The organism is Streptomyces sp. NBC_00370, from assembly GCF_036084755.1.
In the GTDB taxonomy this organism is placed as follows: Bacteria; Actinomycetota; Actinomycetes; order Streptomycetales; family Streptomycetaceae; genus Streptomyces.
Genome location: NZ_CP107968.1, coordinates 2,291,618 through 2,311,243, shown reverse-complemented (window position 1 = coordinate 2,311,243; position 19,626 = coordinate 2,291,618). Strand labels below are relative to the sequence as shown.

The following is a 19,626-nucleotide window of genomic DNA, read 5'->3' as shown; positions in this document are numbered from 1 at the left end:
CGTCGCCGAGTGTGCCATGGCGCCCTGTATGCCCGCCCTAAAGGAGCGGGTGAGAAAATGCTGAGAGCTTCGGCGCGCGGCGGGCCGTTACGGCGCCAGCCGGCCGTTGCGGAAGAGGTCCACGAAGATCTGGTGGTCGGCCCTGGCCCGTGCCCCGTAGGCGTGGGCGAAGTCCACCAGCAGCCGCGCGAAGTTCTCCTCGTCGCCCGCGATGGCCGCGTCGATGGCCCGCTCGGTGGAGAACGGCACCAGAGTGTGACCACTCTCATCGTCGGCGGCCGCGTGCATCGTGGCCGTGGCCCTGCCGAGGTCGGCGACGACCGCCGCGATCTCCTCCGGGTCGTCCAGGTCTGACCAGTCGAGATCGACCGCGTACGGGGAGATCTCCGCCACCAGCTGGCCGGCGCCGTCCAGCTCGGTCCAGCCGAGCCACGGGTCGGCGTGCGCCTGCAGGGCCCGCTGGGAGATGACCGTGCGGTGGCCCTCGTGCTGGAAGTAGTCCCGTACGGCGGCGTCGGTGATGTGCCGGGAGACCGCCGGGGTCTGCGCCTGCTTCATGTAGATCACGACGTCGTTCTCCAGCGCGTCGCTGTTGCCCTCCAGCAGGATGTTGTAGGAGGGCAGGCCCGCCGAGCCGATGCCGATGCCGCGCCGCCCCACCACGTCCTTGACGCGGTAGGAGTCGGGCCGGGTCAGGCTGGAGTCCGGCAGGGTCTCCAGGTAGCCGTCGAAGGCGGCCAGGATCTTGTAGCGGGTCGCCGCGTCCAGCTCGACCGAGCTGCCGCCGGGCGAGAACCGCCGCTCCCACTCGCGGATCTCGGTCATCGAGTCGAGCAGTCCGAAGCGGGTCAGCGAGCGGGCCGAGCGCAGCACGCCGAGCAGCGGGCCCTCGGCGGTGTCCAGCGTGAAGGGCGGCACCTCGTCGTTCTTGGCGCCGGTGGCCAGGGCGTGGATCCGCTCCCGGTAGGCGCCCGCGTAGATCTCCACCAGTTCGGTGATCTGCTCGTCGCTGAACGCCTTGGTGTAGCCGATCAGCGCCAGCGAGGCGGCGAGGCGCTGGAGGTCCCAGGTGAACGGGCCGACGTACGCCTCGTCGAAGTCGTTGACGTTGAAGATCAGCCGGCCGTTGGCGTCCATGTACGTGCCGAAGTTCTCCGCGTGCAGATCGCCGTGGATCCACACCCGGGCGGTCCGCTCGTCGAGGAACGGGCCGGCCGCCCTGCTGCCCGCGCCCTCCTTCTCCAGGTCGTTGTAGAACAGGCACGCCGTGCCCCGGTAGAAGGCGAAGGCCGAGGCGGCCATCTTGCGGAACTTCACCTGGAAGGCTGCTGGATCGGCCGCCAGAAGCTCGCCGAACGCGGTGTCGAACACGGCGAGGATCTCCTCGCCGCGTCCCTCGTCAGCTGCTTCAACGGGTCGCGGGACCGACATCGCTGGGTGCCTCCTGGGGGGGATGGTGGGTGTTACGGGCCCGGCAAGGGCCCCGGAATGCGCAACGCACGACGGTACTCGCGAGTGCCCGGGAGTGCCCGCGTCTGTCGGTCCCGAGTCGTAGACTTCCACGCTGTTCCCCCCTGCCGTTCGTTGGAGGCCAGCACCGTGACAAAGCCGCCGTTCACGCACCTGCACGTGCACACCCAGTACTCGCTCCTGGACGGTGCCGCGCGGCTCGGCGACATGTTCAACGCGTGCAAAGAGATGGGGATGTCCCACATCGCCATGACGGACCACGGGAATCTGCACGGCGCGTACGACTTCTTCCATCAGGCGAAGAAGGCGGACGTGACGCCGATCATCGGCATCGAGGCGTACGTGGCGCCCGAGTCGCGGCGCAACAAGCGCAAGGTGCAGTGGGGCCAGCCGCACCAGAAGCGTGACGACGTGTCGGGTTCCGGCGGTTACACGCACAAGACGATCTGGGCGTCGAACGCGACGGGGCTGCACAACATCTTCCGGCTCTCCTCCGACGCGTACGCGGAGGGCTGGCTGACCAAGTGGCCGCGGATGGACAAGGAGACCATCGCCAAGTGGTCCGAAGGTCTGATCGCCTCCACCGGCTGCCCGTCCGGCGAGTTGCAGACCCGGCTGCGGCTCGGCCAGTTCGACGAGGCGCTGAAGGCGGCCTCCGAGTACCAGGACATCTTCGGCAAGGACCGGTACTTCCTGGAGCTGATGGACCACGGGATCGAGATCGAGCGGCGCGTGCGTGACGGGCTGCTCGAAGTGGGCAAGAAGCTCGGGATCCCGCCGCTGGTCACCAACGACTCGCACTACACGTACGCCAACGAGGCGACGGCGCACGACGCGCTGCTGTGCATCCAGACCGGCAAGAACCTCTCGGACCCCGACCGGTTCCGGTTCGACGGCACGGGCTACTACCTGAAGTCGACCGACGAGATGTACGCGGTCGACTCGTCGGACGCCTGGCAGGAAGGGTGCGCCAACACCCTGCTGGTGGCCCAGCAGATCGACACCGAGGGCATGTTCCAGGAGAAGAACCTGATGCCCAGGTTCGACGTGCCGGACGGCTTCACCGAGGTCACCTGGTTCAAGGAAGAGACGATGCGGGGGATGGCCCGCCGCTACCCGAACGGCATCCCCGAGGACCGGCAGAAGCAGGTCGAGTACGAGATGGGGATCATCATCGAGATGGGCTTCCCCGGGTACTTCCTGGTGGTCGCCGACTTCATCATGTGGGCCAAGAACAACGGCATCGCGGTCGGCCCCGGCCGTGGCTCGGCGGCCGGCTCGATCGTCTCGTACGCGATGGGCATCACCGACCTCGACCCGATCGAGCACGGCCTGATCTTCGAGCGGTTCCTCAACCCCGAGCGCATCTCCATGCCGGACGTCGACATCGACTTCGACGAACGCCGGCGCGGCGAGGTCATCCGGTACGTGACGGAGAAGTACGGCGCCGACAAGGTCGCCATGATCGGCACGTACGGCAAGATCAAGGCGAAGAACGCGATCAAGGACTCCGCACGGGTGCTGGGCTACCCGTACGCGATGGGTGACCGGCTCACCAAGGCGATGCCCGCCGACGTCCTCGGCAAGGGCATCGACCTCAACGGCATCACCGACCCCAAGCACCCGCGCTACGGCGAGGCGGGCGAGATCCGGGGGATGTACGAGAACGAGCCGGACGTGAAGAAGGTCATCGACACGGCGAAGGGCGTCGAGGGCCTGGTCCGGCAGATGGGTGTGCACGCGGCCGGCGTGATCATGTCCAGCGAGACGATCACCGACCATGTGCCCGTGTGGGTGCGCCACACCGACCAGGTGACGATCACCCAGTGGGACTACCCGAGCTGTGAGTCGCTCGGCCTGCTGAAGATGGACTTCCTGGGGCTGCGCAACCTGACGATCATGGACGACGCCGTCAAGATGGTGAAGGCCAACAAGGGCGTCGACCTGGACCTGCTGGCCCTGCCGCTGGACGACCCGACGACGTACGAGCTGCTGTGCAGGGGCGACACGCTCGGTGTCTTCCAGTTCGACGGCGGGCCGATGCGCTCGCTGCTGCGGCTGATGAAGCCCGACAACTTCGAGGACATTTCCGCCGTCTCCGCCCTGTACCGGCCGGGCCCGATGGGCATGAACTCGCACACGAACTACGCCCTGCGCAAGAACGGCCAGCAGGAGATCACCCCGATCCACCCGGAGCTGGAGGAGCCGCTGCGTGAGGTGCTCGGGCTGACCCACGGCCTGATCGTCTACCAGGAGCAGGTGCAGAAGGCCGCCCAGATCATCGCCGGGTACTCGCTCGGCGAGGCCGACATCCTCCGTCGCGTGATGGGCAAGAAGAAGGCCGACGAGCTGGCCAAGAACTTCGTCCTGTTCCAGGCCGGCGCCAAGAAGAACAACTACTCGGACGAGGCCATCAAGGCCCTGTGGGACGTGCTGGTCCCGTTCGCCGGCTACGCCTTCAACAAGGCGCACTCGTCCGCGTACGGCCTGGTCACATACTGGACCGCGTATCTGAAGGCGAACTACCCCGCCGAGTACATGGCCGCGCTGCTGACGTCGGTGAAGGACGACAAGGACAAGTCGGCCGTCTACCTCAACGAGTGCCGCCGGATGGGCATCAAGGTCCTGCCGCCCAATGTGAACGAGTCCCAGTCGAACTTCGCGGCGCAGGGCGACGACGTGATCCTCTTCGGCCTGACCGCCGTCAGGAACGTCGGCACCAACGTGGTCGACTCGATCATCCGGTGCCGCAGGGCCAAGGGGAAGTACGCCTCCTTCCCCGACTTCCTCGACAAGGTCGAGGCCGTCGTCTGCAACAAGCGCACGGTGGAATCGCTGATCAAGGCGGGTGCCTTCGACGAGATGGGCCACACCCGCAAGGGGCTGGTCGCCCATCACGAGCCGATGATCGACAACGTGGTCCAGGTCAAGCGCAAGGAGGCCGAGGGCCAGTTCGACCTGTTCGGCAGCGGCGAGGAGGAGAGCAGCGAGCCGGGCTTCGGGCTCGACGTCGAGTTCTCCGACATCGAGTGGGACAAGTCGTACCTGCTCGCGCAGGAGCGGGAGATGCTCGGGCTCTATGTCTCCGACCACCCGCTGTTCGGCATCGAGCATGTGCTCTCCGACAAGTCGGACGCGGCGATCTCGCAGCTCACGGGCGGTGAGCACGCCGACGGCGCGGTGGTGACCATCGGCGGGATCATCTCCGGGCTCCAGCGCAAGATGACCAAGCAGGGCAACGCCTGGGCCATCGCCACCGTCGAGGACCTGGCCGGCTCGATCGAGTGCATGTTCTTCCCCGCGACCTATCAGCTGGTCTCGACCCAGCTCGTCGAGGACACGGTCGTCTTCGTCAAGGGCCGGCTCGACAAGCGCGAGGACATCCCCCGGCTTGTCGCCATGGAGCTCCAGGTCCCCGACGTGTCGTCGGCAGGGACCGACGCGCCCGTCACCATCACCATCCCCACAGTGAAGGTCACCCCGCCGATGGTCAGCAGGCTCGGCGAGATCCTCGGCAGCCACCGGGGCAACTCCGAGGTCCGGATCAAACTCCAGGGCGCCAGGAAGACCACGGTGCTGCGGCTCGACCGGCACCGCGTCCAGCCCGACCCCGCCTTGTTCGGCGATCTGAAGGTGCTGCTCGGCCCGGCCTGTCTGGCCGGCTAGCACCCCGCCCGGACGTACACGCGTGAGGGGCACGCCCGGTGACCGGGCGTGCCCCTCACGCGTGTGTCACGCGTCAGCGCTACGGCGTCAGTTGTGGCCGAAGCGCTTCTCGCGGCCCTTGTGCGGCACGTCCGACGGGGTTATGCGCGACTGCACCTGCTCCGTGCGGTCCTCCATGGACGACGACCGGTCCTGCTCGCCGGAGCGGTCCGACGACGGGGCCTGCTGCTTGCTGCGGTCACGGTTCTTGTTCTTGGCCATGGCGATGCCTCCTGTAGGAGTAGCTGGGGCGGATCGCGTTCAGACTCACATACAGGGCATATAGCCGCATTTTGGATCATTGCCGTGTGTAGTGGTGCCTCGTCAGCGGCCTGTCCGGCGATACGCCACGCCGATGATCGAGTTCCGGACGTTAACGCTCACGTGGTCGGGCAGACTCGAAGGAAACCCTTCACCATCCCGATCCCGAGGTTCCCGAGAGAAGGTGGAACACGTGGACCGCTGCGTTGTCCTGGTGGACGCCGGCTATCTGCTGGGCGCCGCCGCGAGTCTCCTCGCCGGAGAACCGGCCCGCTCCCGCATCACCGTGGACCACTCCGCCCTCATCCAGGGCCTGCGCGAACGGGCAGAGCACGACACCGAACAGCCCCTGCTGCGGATCTACTGGTTCGACGGCGCCCCCGACCGGGTCCCGCAGCCCGAACACCGGCGGCTGCGCGTCATGCCACGGGTCACGGTCAGGCTGGGCGCTCTCACCCGCAGCGACGGGCGCTGGGCGCAGAAGGGCGTCGACGCGGCGATGCACGCGGAACTCACCGAACTGGCCAGAAACCGCGCCTGCTCGGACGTCGTACTTGTCACCGGTGACGGTGATCTGCTTCCCGGTCTGATGTCCGCCAAGGAGCACGGCGTCGCCGTCCACCTCTGGGCCGTCCAGGCCGCCGACGGCGACTACAACCAGTCGGAGGACCTGGTCGCCGAGGCCGACGAGCGGCGGGTCCTCGACCGCGCGTGGATCACCAAGGCCGTACGCGCCAAGGACTTCGGCGGTGTCTGCGCACCCACCCCCGGCACCCGGCCCGAGATCGCGGCGATCCTCTCGGCGCCGCTGCCCGAGTCGGCGCTCGCCGCCTCGGCGGAACGGGCCGCCGAGGCACAGACGGCGGCCGGGCAGAACGGCTCGTCGGCGCCGGCCGTCGAGCACACCCACGACCACGACCACGACACCGCCCAGCCGCACCCCGGCACCAAGGGCGTCCCCACCCCCAAGGACCTCGCGAGCCTGCGCGCCCCCGGCATCCAGCCCCCCGCCGAACAGCGCGGGCCGGCCGGTGCGACGCTGCGCTGGTCGTCCGACAAGGGCTGGGTCGAACGCCCCGGCGGCGGCCCGGCGGGCGAGCCGCCCGAGACCGCCTCACTGCCCACCCTCGCCCAGCTCACCAGCGCCGAACAGCGCTGGGCCGACCGCGAGGAGGACATCACCACCGTCGGCGGCGACCCCTTCGAGGTCGGCCAGGTCTTCGCCCGCCGCTGGATGGCCCGGCTGCCCGAGACGGCCCACGTGCAGGCGCTCTCCGTGATGTATCCGCGCATCCCGCACCGCATCGACGGCGAACTGCTCAGGTACGCGGCGCGGTTCGGGCTGCTCGCCCACAAGGACGACCAGATCGACGAGCACGACCGCTACGCCATCCGGGCGGGCTTCTGGCGGGAGATCGACGTCAGGGCCGCCGCCGAGCACGGGGCAGCACCCGAGTAGAAGCGGTACGCACCGGACAACGTAGGCTCGTACCTCGTGAGTACGGTGTGCGTGGTGCGCGATCTGGTGAAGACGTACCCCGCCGCGCGCGGCGGCCGGGGCACCCCGGCGACGCCCGAGGTGCGCGCCACCGACGGGATCAGCCTCGACGTGCGGCGCGGCGAGATCTTCGGCCTGCTCGGGCCCAACGGCGCCGGCAAGTCCACCCTCGTACGGCAGCTCACCGGACTGATGCGGCCCGACTCCGGCAGCGTCGAGATGCTCGGCCACGACCTGGTGCGCCATCCCGAACTGGCCTCCCGGCTCGTCGGCTACCTCGGCCAGGAGTCCACGGCGCTGGACGAGCTGACGGTGGCGCTCGCCGCCGAGACCACCGGCCGGCTGCGCGGGCTGACGCTGCGCGAGGCCCGTACGGCCCGGGACGCCGTCCTGGACGAACTGGGCCTGACCGAGATCGCCGGACGGCCCCTGAAGAAGCTCTCGGGCGGCCAGCGGCGGCTGGCGTGCTTCGCCACCGTCCTGGTCGGCGAGCGGCCCGTCCTGGTCCTCGACGAGCCCACCACCGGCATGGACCCGGTCGCCCGGCGCGCCGTCTGGGCCGCCGTCGACCGCAGGCGCGTCGAACAGGGCGCGACCGTCCTGCTCGTCACCCACAACGTCATCGAGGCGGAGACCGTGCTCGACCGGGTCGCCGTCCTGGAACGCGGCAAGGTCATCGCCTGCGACACCCCGTCCGGGCTCAAGGAACAGGTCGCCGGGGAGGTCAGGGTCGAGCTGATGTGGCGCGAGCGCGCCCCGCTCGACGTGCCCGAGGTGGCCGCCCTGCGCGACTCGGCGCAGGAGTCGGGGCGGCGCTGGGTGCTGCGGCTCGCCCCCGACGAGGCACGGGCCGCCGTCGCCGCCGTGACCGGCGGCGCCGCCTTCGCGGCCCTGGACGACTTCACCCTGGCGACGCCGAGCCTGGAGGACGTCTATCTCGCGCTCGGCGGACGGACGAAGGGGCTGGTCAAGGCATGACCGACGACAGGAGCAGTGGCAGGTGAGCATCGTGCCAGCGGAGGCCGTGTCCGGACGGGCCGACCCGGCCGCCAAGACCCGGGGTGAGCCGGCCAGGTCCGTACCCGCGCCGCTCGCCCCGCGCGCCAGGCTGCTGCCCTCGCTCGCCGCCGTCTACCGGGCGCAGCTCTCCCGGGCCCGGGTCGCCCGGATCCCGCTGCTGTTCGTCGCGACCTTCCAGTCCGTCGGGATCATGGTCCTGATGCGGGGCGTCGTCGAGGGCGGCTCGGAGGCGCGCGCCGTCGTCGCGGGGGCGAGCGTGCTCGTCGTCGCCTTCGTCGCGCTCAACCTGCTCGCCCAGTACTTCGGCCAGCTGCGGGCGAGCGGCGGTCTCGACCACTACGCCACCCTGCCGGTGCCGCCCGCCGCCGTCGTGCTCGGCGCCGCCGGTGCCTACGCCTCCTTCACCGTGCCGGGCACGGTCGTCACCGCTCTCGCCGGCAGCGCCATGTTCCAGCTGCCGCTCGCCCATCTGTGGATCCTGCTCGCCGTCGTCCCGCTGTCCGGCGCCGCCCTGTCGGGCCTGGGCGCCGCGTGCGGGCTGCTGGCACCCCGGCAGGAGATCGCCACGCTGCTGGGCCAGCTCGGCATGTCGGCGGCGCTGCTGCTGGGCGTCCTGCCCGCCGACCGGCTGCCCGGCCCGGTCGGCTGGCTGCGCGATCTGCTGCCTTCGACGTACGGCGTCGAAGCGCTCGCCCGTTCGTTCGACTCGCATCCGGACTGGTCGGCCGTCTGCATCGACCTGGGCGTGTGCGCCGGCGTCGGTGTCGCCTCGCTCGCCGTCGCGACGTGGGCGTACCGGCGTGCGGCAGTCCGGTGAGGCGCCCTTCGAACAGGCCTGGCACGATGGCACAGTGACCGCTCCTCTGACGCCGCCGCACCAGCCGCCGCCGAATCAAGACCCCTGGCAGATGCCGCAGGCCGGCGCTTCGCCCTACGCGGGGGACAAAGCGGAGGAAGGGCCCGATATGACCAAGGAGCTGCGCCAGGCCGCCGTGGTGTTCGCCGCGACCGCCGTGTCCGGCGTGCTGCTGGGGCTGCTGTGGCTCTGGCTCGCGCCGCGTATCCCGCTGATCTCCGACAACACCGCCGTCTTCCTCAAGGACACCGAGGGCGAGGAGGCGATCGGCGCCGACGGAACGTTTGTCCTGCTCGCCCTGGCCTTCGGCCTGGTCACCTCGGCGCTGGTGTTCTTCTTCCGCAGGCGCGGCGGCGTCCCGCTGGTCGTGGCGCTGGCGCTGGGCGGTCTGCTCGGCGCCGTCATCGCCTGGAAGGTGGGCGGCTGGCTCGGCCCCACCTCGGACGTGGTGGCGCACGCGCGCGCGGCGGGCAAGGGCGTCACCTTCGACGCGCCGCTCGAACTGAACATGAAGGGCGCGCTGCTCGCCTGGCCGGTCGCCGCCATGGTCGTCCACCTGGCGCTGACGGCGCTGTTCGCGCCGCGCGACCCGGAGCCCGACTGGGGAGCGATGTACGCCCAGCCGCAGAGCGGCGGCGCTGACGGCGGTACGGCGCAGCAGAACGGCCACCAGGACCGCCCAGGACCCGCCGACCAGGCGTGGGGCGGGCCCGACAACTAGGTCCTGCCCGGCCGGTCTTCGCGGGCCCGCGACGCCTGGCACGGCACCTCGCCGCGTTGTCGGACCGATCCCCGTACAACCAGTACGGGGATGATCCTCCGCCTTGCGATGCACCGCACCAGACGCCGCAGGCTGATCCGCGAAGACCGGCCGGACAGGACCTGGCTCAGCCGGCGCGGCCGATCGGGGCCAGGACCGCCGACGTCAGCGCCGCCAGGTCGGCGGGCGCCAGCTCGACCTCCAGGCCGCGGCGGCCCGCCGAGACACAGACCGTGGGATGGCCGGCCGCCGAGGCGTCCAGCACCGTACGCAGCCGCTTGCGCTGCCCGAGCGGCGAGATGCCGCCCCGTACATAGCCCGTGGTGCGCTCGGCCGCCGCGGGGTCGGCCATCGCGGCACGCTTGCCGCCGACGGCCGCCGCCAGCGCCTTGAGGTCCAGCGAGCCCGCCACCGGTACGACGGCGACGGTCAGCTCGCCGTCGACGTCGGCGACCAGCGTCTTGAAGACCCGCTCGGGGGAGACGCCCAGCGCACGCGCCGCCTCCTCGCCGTACGAGGGCGACGCCGGGTCGTGCGCGTACTCGTGCAGGGTGTACGCGGTGCCCGCCGCGGTCAGCGCGACCGTCGCAGGGGTGCCGCCCGCCTGTTTCCTGGCCTTCTTCGCCATCGGTTCCCGTACGTCGGTCGGAGTCGGTGAGCCGGTCGGTGCCGGTGGGTCAGTCGGAGTCGGTGGTCAGTTGGGGTTGGTGCGGGTCTGCGTCAGCTCGGCGGCCGGCAGCGACGGCAGATGCCGGATCACCGCCGTCTCGGCCCGCAGCAGTTTCAGCTCCTGGCGCAGCCGGTCCGCCGTGTCGTCCGCTTCGAGCAGCCGCTGCTTCGTCGGGATGTCCAGCACGGCCGCCGCCGCGACCAGGTACGACACCACGGACGGCTCGTCCGGCAGCTCGGTCTCCGTGGAGAGCGTGCGCTCCCTCGCCCCGGCCAGCCGCTTCTGATAGCTCTGGAAGGCCCGCAGCACCCCTTCGGCGAGCGCGCCGGCCCCTTCGCCCTCCTCCTCCGGCAGCTCCTCGACCTCGGCCGTCAGGAAGGCGCCGCCGGCCTCGACCGACAGGAGCCGCACCCGGGTGGTGCCGGTGACGACCACCTCGAAGGTGCCGTCGGGGCGTTCGCGGATCGTCGCGGCGTCGGCGACGCACCCCACGGGATGGAACGCGTCGAGCGGTTCGGGGCCGAACCCTTCGGCGGGACCGCGTTCGGGCACGGCCGCCTGGTCCGGCATGCCGGAGGCGGTCGGCGCCAGTTCGCGCCCGTCGCGGATGGCGACCACGGCGAAGCGCCGTCCCTCGGACTCGTCGGTCTTCAGCAGCTCACGCATCAAGGCGCGGTAGCGCTCCTCGAAGACGTTCAGCGGCAGGACGAGGCCGGGGAACAGCACCGCGTTCAGCGGGAAGAGAGGGAGGCGAGCGGTGGTCACAACGGTCAAGCGTAATGGCCGCGGGCGCCTCTCCGGTCTGCGCGGCCGCGCAAAGGCGTCGCCGAGGCCACCTGGATCCGCAGACCGTCCCGCGTTTCCAGGAACTGACCCAGCGGATCGTCGGTGAAACACGTCCACGGGAAGGACGTCGCGTGCGGTCCGATCAGCCGGAACTGCTCCAGCGCCTCCGCCCATCTGCCGCGCGCGAGCAGGACGTACGCCAGCAGGTTGCGGACCTCGGCCGGCCACGGATCGGCGGCCTCGTACCGGGCCGAGACGGCGACGGCGAGATCGGCTGCCCGGTCGATCCGGTCCGCCTGTACGGAGGTCGGGGTGCCGCTGAGCAGCTGGGTGAAGGCGGCCCTCACCGGCAGCGCCTGTACCAGCGATCCGGGCAGCGCGTCCTGCGCGGCCTGCTCGGCGAAGTCGAAGCACTCGCTGTGCGAGCCGTACCACTGGGCCGACAGGTAGAGCAGGGCGGCGACATGGACGCCGTAGTGGTGCGAGGCGCGCCGCACCGCCTGTTCCCACAGCGACTCGAAGGCGGTGTGCGGCGCGTGCGTGCCGCGCGCGTGGTCCAGCGCGATGCGCCAGGGCACCGGGTCGCGCGGGTCCGCCTCGGCCGCCGCGTCGATCAGCGGGCCGCTCTCGCGCAGCCGCTCGGCCCTGGCCGGTGACTCCCAGGCCCTGCGGACCGTCAGCTCGGCCATGACGACGAGCGCGTCGGGATCGCCCGGCGCCGCGCGCAGCCAGGCGGCCAGCCACTCGTCGCGGCGGTGGGCGAAGGCGGCGAGCCGCGTCACGTAGCGGTCGCGGTTCTCCCACTCGGCCGACTCCCGGGTGGTGGCGAGCAGTTTCGCCGCGTGCTCGTACTCGCCGAGTGCGGCGGAGACCAGCGCGGGGGCGAGCCGCTCGTCGGGGGCATCGAGCAGTACCGCGTCGTCCGGAGGCAGACCCGTGGCGAGCAGCGGGGTGTGCCGGACCATGCGCGCGGTGCTGATCAGAGCGCGAAGCAATGACATGGTGCGGACCATTGAAAGCCGCAGGTCGTAGACGCGCCAGAGGGCTGCTGTGAAGCTTTGGTGGCGAGCCGGAAGGTTGTCCTGGCGCAAGTAAAGGCAGGGCAAAGAAAGCTGGGTCAGCCGCGGCGCAGGAGACGGGAGGCGCCTGCCGCGACAGTCGTGGCGAGTATCCAGCCGAGCACGATCAGCGCCGCCGACGCCCACTGCCAGCCGCCCGCGGGACGCCAGTAGCCGTCCTGCCCCAGATTGATCACCGGGATCAGCAGATCGAGGGCGTACAGCGCCGGGTTCCACTGCGGATGCGAGTCCGCCTGGAGCGGCGCGGGCGCGTGCCGGGAGAAGGCGACGGCGCCCGCGGCCCACAGCACGGCCATCCACAGCGCGGCCCGGCCCGGCCGGTAGCCGTAGGCCACGGTCCAGTCCTGCAGATAGCCCCAGACCTTCGCCGCCAGCGGCAGCGTCTCGCGCCGTCTGCGCTGCTTGGCCAGCAGCACCTCACGGGCGTCGGCGTCCTCGCCGCCCGTCCGCAGCACCTGCGCGAGGCGCTCGTACGGCTCGGGGGAGTACTCGGGCGTGGCGGCGGCCAGCCAGTCCAGCCGCCGCACCAGCGGGAAGTGGCCGTACGGGACAAGGTTCTCGTACAGGAAGCCGCCCATCGCGAGCCCGCCGGGACCCGGCCAGGCCGTCGAGATGTCGACCAGCGTGACGATCTTCGCGCCGTTCAGCACGACCCGGCCGTCCTGCGGGGCCTCGCAGGTGAACCGCAGCTCGGGCGTGACGATCCGGCGCAGCGACAGCTCCTCGTCGGCGGCCAGGAAGAACCGCGCCTGGCCCAGATCGACGGCGTCCCCGAACCGGCCGTCGTCGAGCCGTACCCCGCCGTGGCACTCGAAGCGCCGCAGCTCGGTGCCGGGCACCGGCTCGGGGACGTGCCCGATGCCGTACGGCGGTGTCGCGCCCGCGCTGCCGGTCGCCTCGGTCACCCACACGCTCGCCAGGTGGAACGACCGCTCCACCGACAGCTGCGGCGCGTTCAGCGCCCGCCGGCCGGGCGTGGCGCGCAGCTTGCTGCCGCGCATGCTCATCGACACCCCGACGCTCGCGCCGCGCAGGCTGATCTCGCCGTATGTCTCGATCTGGTCGGCCTGCAGATCCTGCCCGACCGACATCCCGTCGGCGACGATCGCCCGGCCGCGCCGGTCGGGCCGGACATCGATCTGACTGATCAGCAGATCCGTGCCGATACGGGCGTCCGTCAGCCGGATGCCGTGCTCGATCCGGCAGCCCGGCAGATGCAGGTCCCCCTCGGTGTGCAGCCGGGCGGCGTCCAGCCGGGGCAGGGCGCAGCGCGCGATACGCACCGTCGTGAAGTGCGCCTCCGGCAGCACCACCTCGTTCTCGAAGCGGCAGCCGGTCAGCTCCACGAACGGCGCGACGATGCCGCCCGCCAGCGTGAGCGTGCCGGTGATCTGCACCCCGCGCAGCTTCAGCGCCGAGACCCGCCCCGGCAGCGCGGGCGGCCCGCTGAGCAGCAGCAGCGCCACGACCCTGGCCCGTACGGACCGCTCGATGCCCCAGGGACGGGCCGAGAAGGGGTCGTCCAGCACCGGGTCGGAGGCGGACAGGTCGTACGTGCTCCCGTTGCGGAACGCCTGCCACATGCCGAGTTCCGTGGCGCTGAGCCAGGCCGGAGCCTCGCCGTCGTCCTGATCGCTCACTCCGTCCTCCCCCTCCTCGCGCTTCCCGCCGGTAACAGTGGGCCCAGAGAGTAGCCGTCCCGTGCGGCGCCCGGGACATGTATCAGCCAGTGATACGGGCGACCGGAGCGCTGATCCGGTCTGCGAGAATTGACCACGTGATCTCACGAATCGATCTGCGCGGCGACACCCTCCCCGAGGGTGGCGCCCTGCGTGACCTGCTGCCCCGAGCCGAGTTCGACGTGGAAGCCGCCCTGGAGAAGGTGCGGCCCCTCTGCGAGGACGTACGCCATCGGGGCACGGCGGCGCTGATCGAGTCCGCGGCGACGTTCGACGGGGTGACGCTGGAGCGCGTCCGGGTGCCGGCCGAGGCCATCGACGCCGCGCTGGCGCAGCTCGACCCGGCCGTACGGGCCGCCCTGGAGGAGTCGATCAGGCGCGCCCGGCTGGTCCACCGCGCGCAGCGGCGCTCCGCGCACACCACCCAGGTCGTCCCCGGCGGCACGGTCACCGAGAAGTGGGTGCCCGTCGAGCGCGTCGGGCTGTACGCACCGGGCGGCCGGTCCGTCTACCCGTCGTCCGTGATCATGAACGTGGTCCCCGCGCAGGAGGCCGGCGTCGAGTCGATCGCGCTCGCCTCCCCGGCGCAGCGGGAGTTCGGCGGCCTGCCGCACCCCACGATCCTCGCCGCCTGCGCGCTCCTCGGCGTGGACGAGGTCTACGCGGCGGGCGGCGCGAGCGCCGTCGCCATGTTCGCGTACGGCGTCCCGGGTCCCGACGGCTGTCCGCCCGCCAACATGGTCACCGGCCCCGGCAACATCTGGGTCGCGGCCGCCAAGCGCTACTTCACCGGCCGGATCGGCATCGACGCCGAGGCGGGTCCCACCGAGATCGCCGTCCTCGCCGACTCGACCGCCGACCCCGTGCACGTCGCGGCCGACCTGATCAGCCAGGCCGAGCACGACCCGCTGGCCGCCGCCGTCCTCGTCACCGACTCGGCCGACCTCGCCGCGGCGGTGGAGAAGGAACTGGAACCGCAGGTCGCCGCGGCCAAGCACAGCGCCGACCGGATCGGCCCCGCCCTCGCGGGACGGCAGTCCGCGATCGTCCTCGTCGACTCCATCGACGACGGACTGCGGGTGGTCGACGCGTACGGCGCCGAGCACCTGGAGATCCAGACCGACGACGCGGCGGCGGTGGCCGACCGGGTCCGCAACGCGGGCGCGATCTTCGTCGGCCCCTACGCGCCGGTCTCCCTCGGCGACTACGCCGCGGGCTCCAACCACGTCCTGCCGACCGGCGGCTGCGCCTGCCACTCCTCGGGCCTGTCCGTCCAGTCGTTCCTGCGCGGCATCCACGTCGTGGACTACAGCCGCGACGCGCTCGCCGAGGTCGCCCACCACGTGGTCACCCTGGCCGAGGCCGAGGACCTGCCGGCGCACGGCGCCGCGCTCAAGGCACGGTTCGGATGGAAGGTGCCGGTCGTATGACGGACATCGACGACCTGCCGATCCGCGACGAACTGCGCGGCAAGTCCCCGTACGGCGCGCCCCACCCGGACGTACCCGTCCAGCTGAACGTCAACGAGAACCCGTACCCGCTGCCCGAACCGCTCGTGGAGCGGATCGCCGAGCGGGTGCGCGAAGCGGCCCGCGGCCTCAACCGCTACCCCGACAGGGACGCGGTCGAGCTGCGCACCGAACTCGCCGCCTACCTGACCCGTACCGGCAAGTACCCGCTGACCGCGGCCCACGTGTGGGCGGCCAACGGCTCCAACGAAGTACTCCAGCAGCTGCTGCAGACCTTCGGCGGACCCGGCCGCACCGCGATCGGCTTCGAGCCGTCGTACTCGATGCACAGCCTCATCGCGCGCGGCACCAGCACCGGCTGGATCTCGGGCCCCCGGCACGACGACTTCACCATCGACGTCGCCGCTGCCACGGCCGCCATCGCCGAGCACCGCCCCGAGGTCGTCTTCGTCACCACGCCCAACAACCCCACCGGCACCGCCGTCGGCGCCGACACCGTCCTCGCGCTGTACGAGGCCGCCCAGGCGGCCCGGCCCTCGCTGGTCGTCGTGGACGAGGCGTACGTCGAATTCAGCCACCACCCCTCGCTGCTCCCGCTCATCGAGGGCCGGCCCAACCTGGTCGTCTCCCGCACGATGTCCAAGGCGTTCGGCGCGGCGGGCCTCCGGCTCGGGTACTTCGCCGCCGACCCCGCCGTCGTGGACGCCGTCCAGCTCGTACGGCTGCCGTACCACCTGTCGGCCGTCACCCAGGCCACCGCGCTCGCCGCGCTCGAACACACCGATACGCTGCTCGGGTACGTCGAGCAGCTGAAGACCGAGCGTGACCGCCTGGTCGTCGAGTTGCGGGCCCTCGGCTTCGAGGTCACCGACTCGGACGCGAACTTCGTACAGTTCGGCCGCTTCGAGGACGCCCACGCGGCCTGGCAGCAGATCCTCGACCGGGGCGTCCTGATCCGGGACAACGGCGTGCCTGGCCGGCTGCGGGTCACCGCAGGCACCCCCTCCGAGAACGACGCGTTCCTCGACGCGGTACGTGAATTGACGAAGGAGCAGAGCGCATGAGCCGCATCGGCCGCGTGGAACGCAGTACGAAGGAAACCTCCGTCGTGGTCGAGATCGACCTCGACGGCCGGGGCGAGGTGGACGTGTCGACCGGAGTCGGGTTCTTCGACCACATGCTCGACCAGCTCGGCCGGCACGGCCTGTTCGACCTCACGGTCAAGACCGAGGGCGATCTGCACATCGACTCGCACCACACCATCGAGGACACCGCCCTCGCCCTCGGCGCCGCCTTCCGGCAGGCGCTCGGCGACAAGGTCGGCCTCTACCGCTTCGGCAACTGCACGGTCCCGCTGGACGAATCGCTCGCCGAGGTGACCGTCGACCTCTCGGGCCGCCCGTACCTGGTGCACACCGAGCCCGACAACATGGCGCCGATGATCGGCAGCTACGACACGACGATGACCCGGCACATCCTGGAGTCGTTCGTCGCCCAGGCCAGGGTCGCGCTGCACGTGAACGTCCCGTACGGACGCAACGCGCACCACATCGTCGAGTGCCAGTTCAAGGCACTCGCCCGCGCCCTGCGCTACGCCTCCGAGCGCGACCCGCGCGCGGTGGGAATCCTCCCCTCGACCAAGGGCGCGCTGTGACCGGCCTCAACACCCTGCTCATCCTGGCGGGGCTCTTCCTCGCCGGCGGCGTCTACTCGTTCATCAAGCAGAAGCTGCCCGTGGGCGTGATCGTCCTCGTGGCTCTCTGCTCGGTGTTCTGTCTGGTGGCCGGCATCCTGCGCATCAAGGGGCTGTGGGGCGGATGACCAAGCGAGTCGTCGTCTTCGACTACGGATTCGGCAACGTCCGCTCCGCCGAGCGCGCCGTCGCGCGGACCGGGGCCGAGGTCGAGATCACCCGCGACTTCGACCGGGCGATGAACGCCGACGGGCTGCTCGTCCCCGGCGTCGGCGCGTTCGCCGCCTGCATGGAGGGACTGACCGCCGCACGCGGCGAATGGATCATCGGCCGCAGGCTCGCGGGCGGCCGGCCGGTGCTCGGCGTCTGCGTCGGCATGCAGATCCTCTTCGCCCGCGGCATCGAGCACGGCGTGGAGACCGAGGGCCTGGACGAATGGCCCGGCAGCGTCGAGCCGCTGAAGGCCCCGATCGTGCCGCACATGGGGTGGAACACCGTCACCGCGCCCGACGACAGCGAACTGTTCGCCGGACTCGACGCCGAGGCCCGCTTCTACTTCGTGCACTCCTACGCCGTGCACCGGTGGGACCTCCAGGTCACCAACCCCAAGATCCGCTCACCCAGGGTCAGCTGGACCACTCACGGCGAGCCGTTCGTGGCCGCCGTCGAGAACGGCAGCCTGTGGGCCACCCAGTTCCACCCGGAGAAGTCCGGCGACGCCGGCGCCCAGCTGCTCACCAACTGGATCGGAACCCTCTGATGTCTCCTGTCCCCTCAGCGCCGAAGCTCGAACTCCTCCCCGCGGTCGACGTACGCGACGGCCAGGCCGTCCGGCTCGTCCACGGCGAGTCGGGCTCCGAGACCTCGTACGGCTCGCCCCTCGAAGCGGCCCTCGCCTGGCAGCGGTCGGGCGCCGAGTGGCTGCATCTGGTCGACCTGGACGCGGCCTTCGGCACCGGCGACAACCGCAAGCTGATCGCCGAGGTCGCCGACGCGATGGACATCAAGGTCGAGCTGTCCGGCGGCATCCGCGACGACGCCTCGCTCGCCGCTGCCCTCGCCACCGGCTGCACCCGCGTCAACCTCGGCACCGCCGCGCTGGAGACCCCCGAGTGGGTCGCGAAGATCATCGCCGACCACGGCGACAAGATCGCCGTCGGTCTCGACGTACGCGGTACGACCCTGCGCGGCCGGGGCTGGACCCGGGACGGCGGCGACCTGTACGAGACGCTGGCCCGCCTCGACTCGGAGGGCTGCGCGCGCTACGTCGTCACCGACATCGCCAAGGACGGCACACTCCAGGGCCCCAACCTGGAACTCCTGAAGAACGTCTGCGCCGCCACCGACAAGCCCGTCGTCGCGTCCGGCGGCGTCTCGTCCCTCCAGGACCTGCGCGCCATCGCCGCGCTCGTCCCCGAAGGAGTCGAGGGCGCGATCGTCGGGAAGGCGCTGTACGCCAACGCGTTCACCCTCGAAGAAGCACTTGCGGAGGTATCCCGATGAGCGGCGTACGCAGGATCTCGTCCACCAACCCGTGGGAGGACTCGATCGGTTACTCCCGCGCCGTGGAACTCCCCAACGGCCTCGTGCTGGTCTCGGGATGCACCTCGGTCATCGACGGCCGCATCGCCGAAGGCAGCCCGTACGAGCAGACCAAGACGGCGTTCGGCGTCGCGGTGACCGCCCTGCGCGAACTGGACCTCGAAGTCTCCGACGTGGTGCGCACCCGCATGTACATCACCCACGCCAGGGACGCCGACGACGTGGGCCGCGCCCACCACGAACTGTTCCACGACGTCCGTCCCGCGGCCTCGATGATCGTCGTGGCCGGCTTCATCGACCCGAGCCTGGTCGTCGAGGTCGAGGTGGAGGCGTACCGCTCGGGAGCGGCCACATGAGCCTCGCCGTCCGGGTCATCCCCTGCCTCGACGTGGACAACGGCCGCGTGGTCAAGGGCGTCAACTTCCAGAACCTGCGCGACGCGGGCGACCCGGTCGAGATGGCCAAGCTCTACGACGCCGAGGGCGCCGACGAGTTGACGTTCCTCGACATCACCGCGTCGTCCGGCGACCGCGAGACGACGTACGACGTGGTGCGCAGGACCGCCGAGCAGGTCTTCATCCCGCTGACGGTCGGCGGTGGTGTCCGTACGACGGAGGACGTCGACAAGCTGCTGCGGGCGGGCGCCGACAAGGTCGGTGTGAACACGGCCGCCATCGCGCGCCCCGAACTGATCCGCGAGATCGCGCAGCGCTTCGGCCGCCAGGTACTGGTCCTGTCGGTCGACGCACGCCGCACCCCGGCCGGTTCCTTCGAGGTCACCACCCACGGCGGCCGCACGGGCACGGGCATCGACGCGGTCGAATGGGCGCGGCGCGCGGCGGAGTTGGGGGCGGGGGAGATCCTGCTCAACTCGATGGACGCGGACGGTACGAAGGACGGGTACGACGTCGAGATGATCGCGGCCGTGCGCAAGCACGTCACGATCCCGGTCGTGGCGTCGGGCGGCGCGGGCCGCCTGGCGGACTTCCCGCCGGCGATCGACGCGGGAGCGGACGCGGTGCTGGCGGCGTCGGTCTTCCACTTCGGCGATTTGCGCATCGCGGAGGTCAAGTCAACGCTACGGACGGCGGGGCACCCGGTCCGCTAACGGTTCGCCGTCCGGGTTCTTGGCTGCGCC

Annotated in this window: 19 protein-coding genes; 13 read left to right on the top strand and 6 right to left on the bottom strand. The window is 71.0% G+C overall.

Going from position 1 to position 19,626, the window contains the following annotated elements; genetic code table 11:
- Window positions 1-87: 87 nt before the first annotated feature.
- A complete protein-coding gene (locus OHS57_RS10040; protein WP_041990735.1) occupies window positions 88-1,431 on the bottom strand; it encodes a DUF2252 domain-containing protein in 1,344 nt (447 codons plus the stop codon).
- A gap of 168 nt (window positions 1,432-1,599) precedes the next feature.
- On the opposite strand from OHS57_RS10040, the gene dnaE reads away from it, so the two are divergent.
- Window positions 1,600-5,136, top strand: a complete 3,537-nt coding sequence (gene dnaE, locus OHS57_RS10035; RefSeq protein WP_328581687.1) for a DNA polymerase III subunit alpha — start codon at window positions 1,600-1,602, stop codon at window positions 5,134-5,136.
- An 87-nt stretch (window positions 5,137-5,223) separates the two neighbouring features.
- Here the strand turns inward: dnaE and OHS57_RS10030 are convergent, their stop codons facing one another.
- Window positions 5,224-5,397 carry a hypothetical protein gene (locus OHS57_RS10030; RefSeq protein WP_198533309.1) on the bottom strand — a complete coding sequence of 58 codons (174 nt, stop codon included), beginning with the start codon at window positions 5,395-5,397 and terminating at the stop codon, window positions 5,224-5,226.
- 223 nt (window positions 5,398-5,620) lie between these two features.
- On the opposite strand from OHS57_RS10030, the gene OHS57_RS10025 reads away from it, so the two are divergent.
- Genes OHS57_RS10025 through OHS57_RS10010 form a run of 4 tightly spaced genes read left to right on the top strand, consistent with a single transcriptional unit; the run spans window position 5,621 to window position 9,531 of the window.
- Complete coding sequence (locus tag OHS57_RS10025; protein ID WP_078863687.1) at window positions 5,621-6,895, top strand: NYN domain-containing protein; 1,275 nt, start codon at window positions 5,621-5,623, stop codon at window positions 6,893-6,895.
- Window positions 6,896-6,940: 45 nt separating this feature from the next.
- The gene (locus OHS57_RS10020; protein WP_328585033.1) at window positions 6,941-7,912 is read left to right on the top strand and encodes an ABC transporter ATP-binding protein; all 972 of its coding nucleotides are present in this window, start codon (window positions 6,941-6,943) and stop codon (window positions 7,910-7,912) included.
- 22 nt (window positions 7,913-7,934) lie between these two features.
- Window positions 7,935-8,771 carry an ABC transporter permease gene (locus OHS57_RS10015; protein WP_443042863.1) on the top strand — a complete coding sequence of 279 codons (837 nt, stop codon included), beginning with the start codon at window positions 7,935-7,937 and terminating at the stop codon, window positions 8,769-8,771.
- 34 nt (window positions 8,772-8,805) lie between these two features.
- Complete coding sequence (locus OHS57_RS10010; RefSeq protein WP_198533310.1) at window positions 8,806-9,531, top strand: hypothetical protein; 726 nt, start codon at window positions 8,806-8,808, stop codon at window positions 9,529-9,531.
- Between the two features lie 166 nt (window positions 9,532-9,697).
- Here OHS57_RS10010 and ybaK read toward each other — a convergent pair whose 3' ends face one another.
- The 4 genes from ybaK to OHS57_RS09990 all read right to left on the bottom strand — a co-directional run bounded on the left by ybaK (window position 9,698) and on the right by OHS57_RS09990 (window position 13,745).
- Window positions 9,698-10,198: a Cys-tRNA(Pro) deacylase gene (ybaK, locus tag OHS57_RS10005; protein ID WP_041990745.1), complete on the bottom strand. Its 501-nt coding sequence runs from the start codon at window positions 10,196-10,198 to the stop codon at window positions 9,698-9,700.
- Window positions 10,199-10,264: 66 nt separating this feature from the next.
- On the bottom strand, window positions 10,265-11,005 hold the full coding sequence (locus tag OHS57_RS10000; protein ID WP_041990747.1) for an LON peptidase substrate-binding domain-containing protein: 741 nt from the start codon (window positions 11,003-11,005) through the stop codon (window positions 10,265-10,267).
- A gap of 5 nt (window positions 11,006-11,010) precedes the next feature.
- Window positions 11,011-12,039: a hypothetical protein gene (locus OHS57_RS09995; protein WP_328581686.1), complete on the bottom strand. Its 1,029-nt coding sequence runs from the start codon at window positions 12,037-12,039 to the stop codon at window positions 11,011-11,013.
- Between the two features lie 104 nt (window positions 12,040-12,143).
- Entirely contained in the window at window positions 12,144-13,745 is a 1,602-nt protein-coding gene (locus tag OHS57_RS09990; RefSeq protein ID WP_328581685.1) for an oxidoreductase, read from the bottom strand.
- 137 nt (window positions 13,746-13,882) lie between these two features.
- On the opposite strand from OHS57_RS09990, the gene hisD reads away from it, so the two are divergent.
- The 8 genes from hisD to hisF are packed head-to-tail and all read left to right on the top strand — an operon-like array spanning window position 13,883 to window position 19,596.
- The gene (gene hisD / locus OHS57_RS09985; RefSeq protein WP_328581684.1) at window positions 13,883-15,214 is read left to right on the top strand and encodes a histidinol dehydrogenase; all 1,332 of its coding nucleotides are present in this window, start codon (window positions 13,883-13,885) and stop codon (window positions 15,212-15,214) included.
- Window positions 15,211-16,317 carry a histidinol-phosphate transaminase gene (locus tag OHS57_RS09980; RefSeq protein ID WP_041990760.1) on the top strand — a complete coding sequence of 369 codons (1,107 nt, stop codon included), beginning with the start codon at window positions 15,211-15,213 and terminating at the stop codon, window positions 16,315-16,317. Before hisD ends, OHS57_RS09980 begins: the two co-directional genes overlap by 4 nt.
- Window positions 16,314-16,907: an imidazoleglycerol-phosphate dehydratase HisB gene (hisB, locus tag OHS57_RS09975; RefSeq protein ID WP_041990762.1), complete on the top strand. Its 594-nt coding sequence runs from the start codon at window positions 16,314-16,316 to the stop codon at window positions 16,905-16,907. The genes OHS57_RS09980 and hisB overlap by 4 nt, the downstream gene beginning before the upstream one ends.
- Window positions 16,904-17,074 carry a hypothetical protein gene (locus OHS57_RS09970; RefSeq protein WP_041990764.1) on the top strand — a complete coding sequence of 57 codons (171 nt, stop codon included), beginning with the start codon at window positions 16,904-16,906 and terminating at the stop codon, window positions 17,072-17,074. The genes hisB and OHS57_RS09970 overlap by 4 nt, the downstream gene beginning before the upstream one ends.
- The gene (gene hisH, locus OHS57_RS09965) at window positions 17,071-17,706 is read left to right on the top strand and encodes an imidazole glycerol phosphate synthase subunit HisH (RefSeq protein WP_041990765.1); all 636 of its coding nucleotides are present in this window, start codon (window positions 17,071-17,073) and stop codon (window positions 17,704-17,706) included. Before OHS57_RS09970 ends, hisH begins: the two co-directional genes overlap by 4 nt.
- Window positions 17,706-18,449 carry a bifunctional 1-(5-phosphoribosyl)-5-((5-phosphoribosylamino)methylideneamino)imidazole-4-carboxamide isomerase/phosphoribosylanthranilate isomerase PriA gene (priA, locus tag OHS57_RS09960; RefSeq protein ID WP_328581683.1) on the top strand — a complete coding sequence of 248 codons (744 nt, stop codon included), beginning with the start codon at window positions 17,706-17,708 and terminating at the stop codon, window positions 18,447-18,449. The genes hisH and priA overlap by 1 nt, the downstream gene beginning before the upstream one ends.
- The gene (locus OHS57_RS09955) at window positions 18,446-18,844 is read left to right on the top strand and encodes a RidA family protein (protein WP_328581682.1); all 399 of its coding nucleotides are present in this window, start codon (window positions 18,446-18,448) and stop codon (window positions 18,842-18,844) included. Before priA ends, OHS57_RS09955 begins: the two co-directional genes overlap by 4 nt.
- Window positions 18,841-19,596 carry an imidazole glycerol phosphate synthase subunit HisF gene (gene hisF / locus OHS57_RS09950; RefSeq protein WP_041990771.1) on the top strand — a complete coding sequence of 252 codons (756 nt, stop codon included), beginning with the start codon at window positions 18,841-18,843 and terminating at the stop codon, window positions 19,594-19,596. The genes OHS57_RS09955 and hisF overlap by 4 nt, the downstream gene beginning before the upstream one ends.
- Window positions 19,597-19,626: the final 30 nt, after the last annotated feature.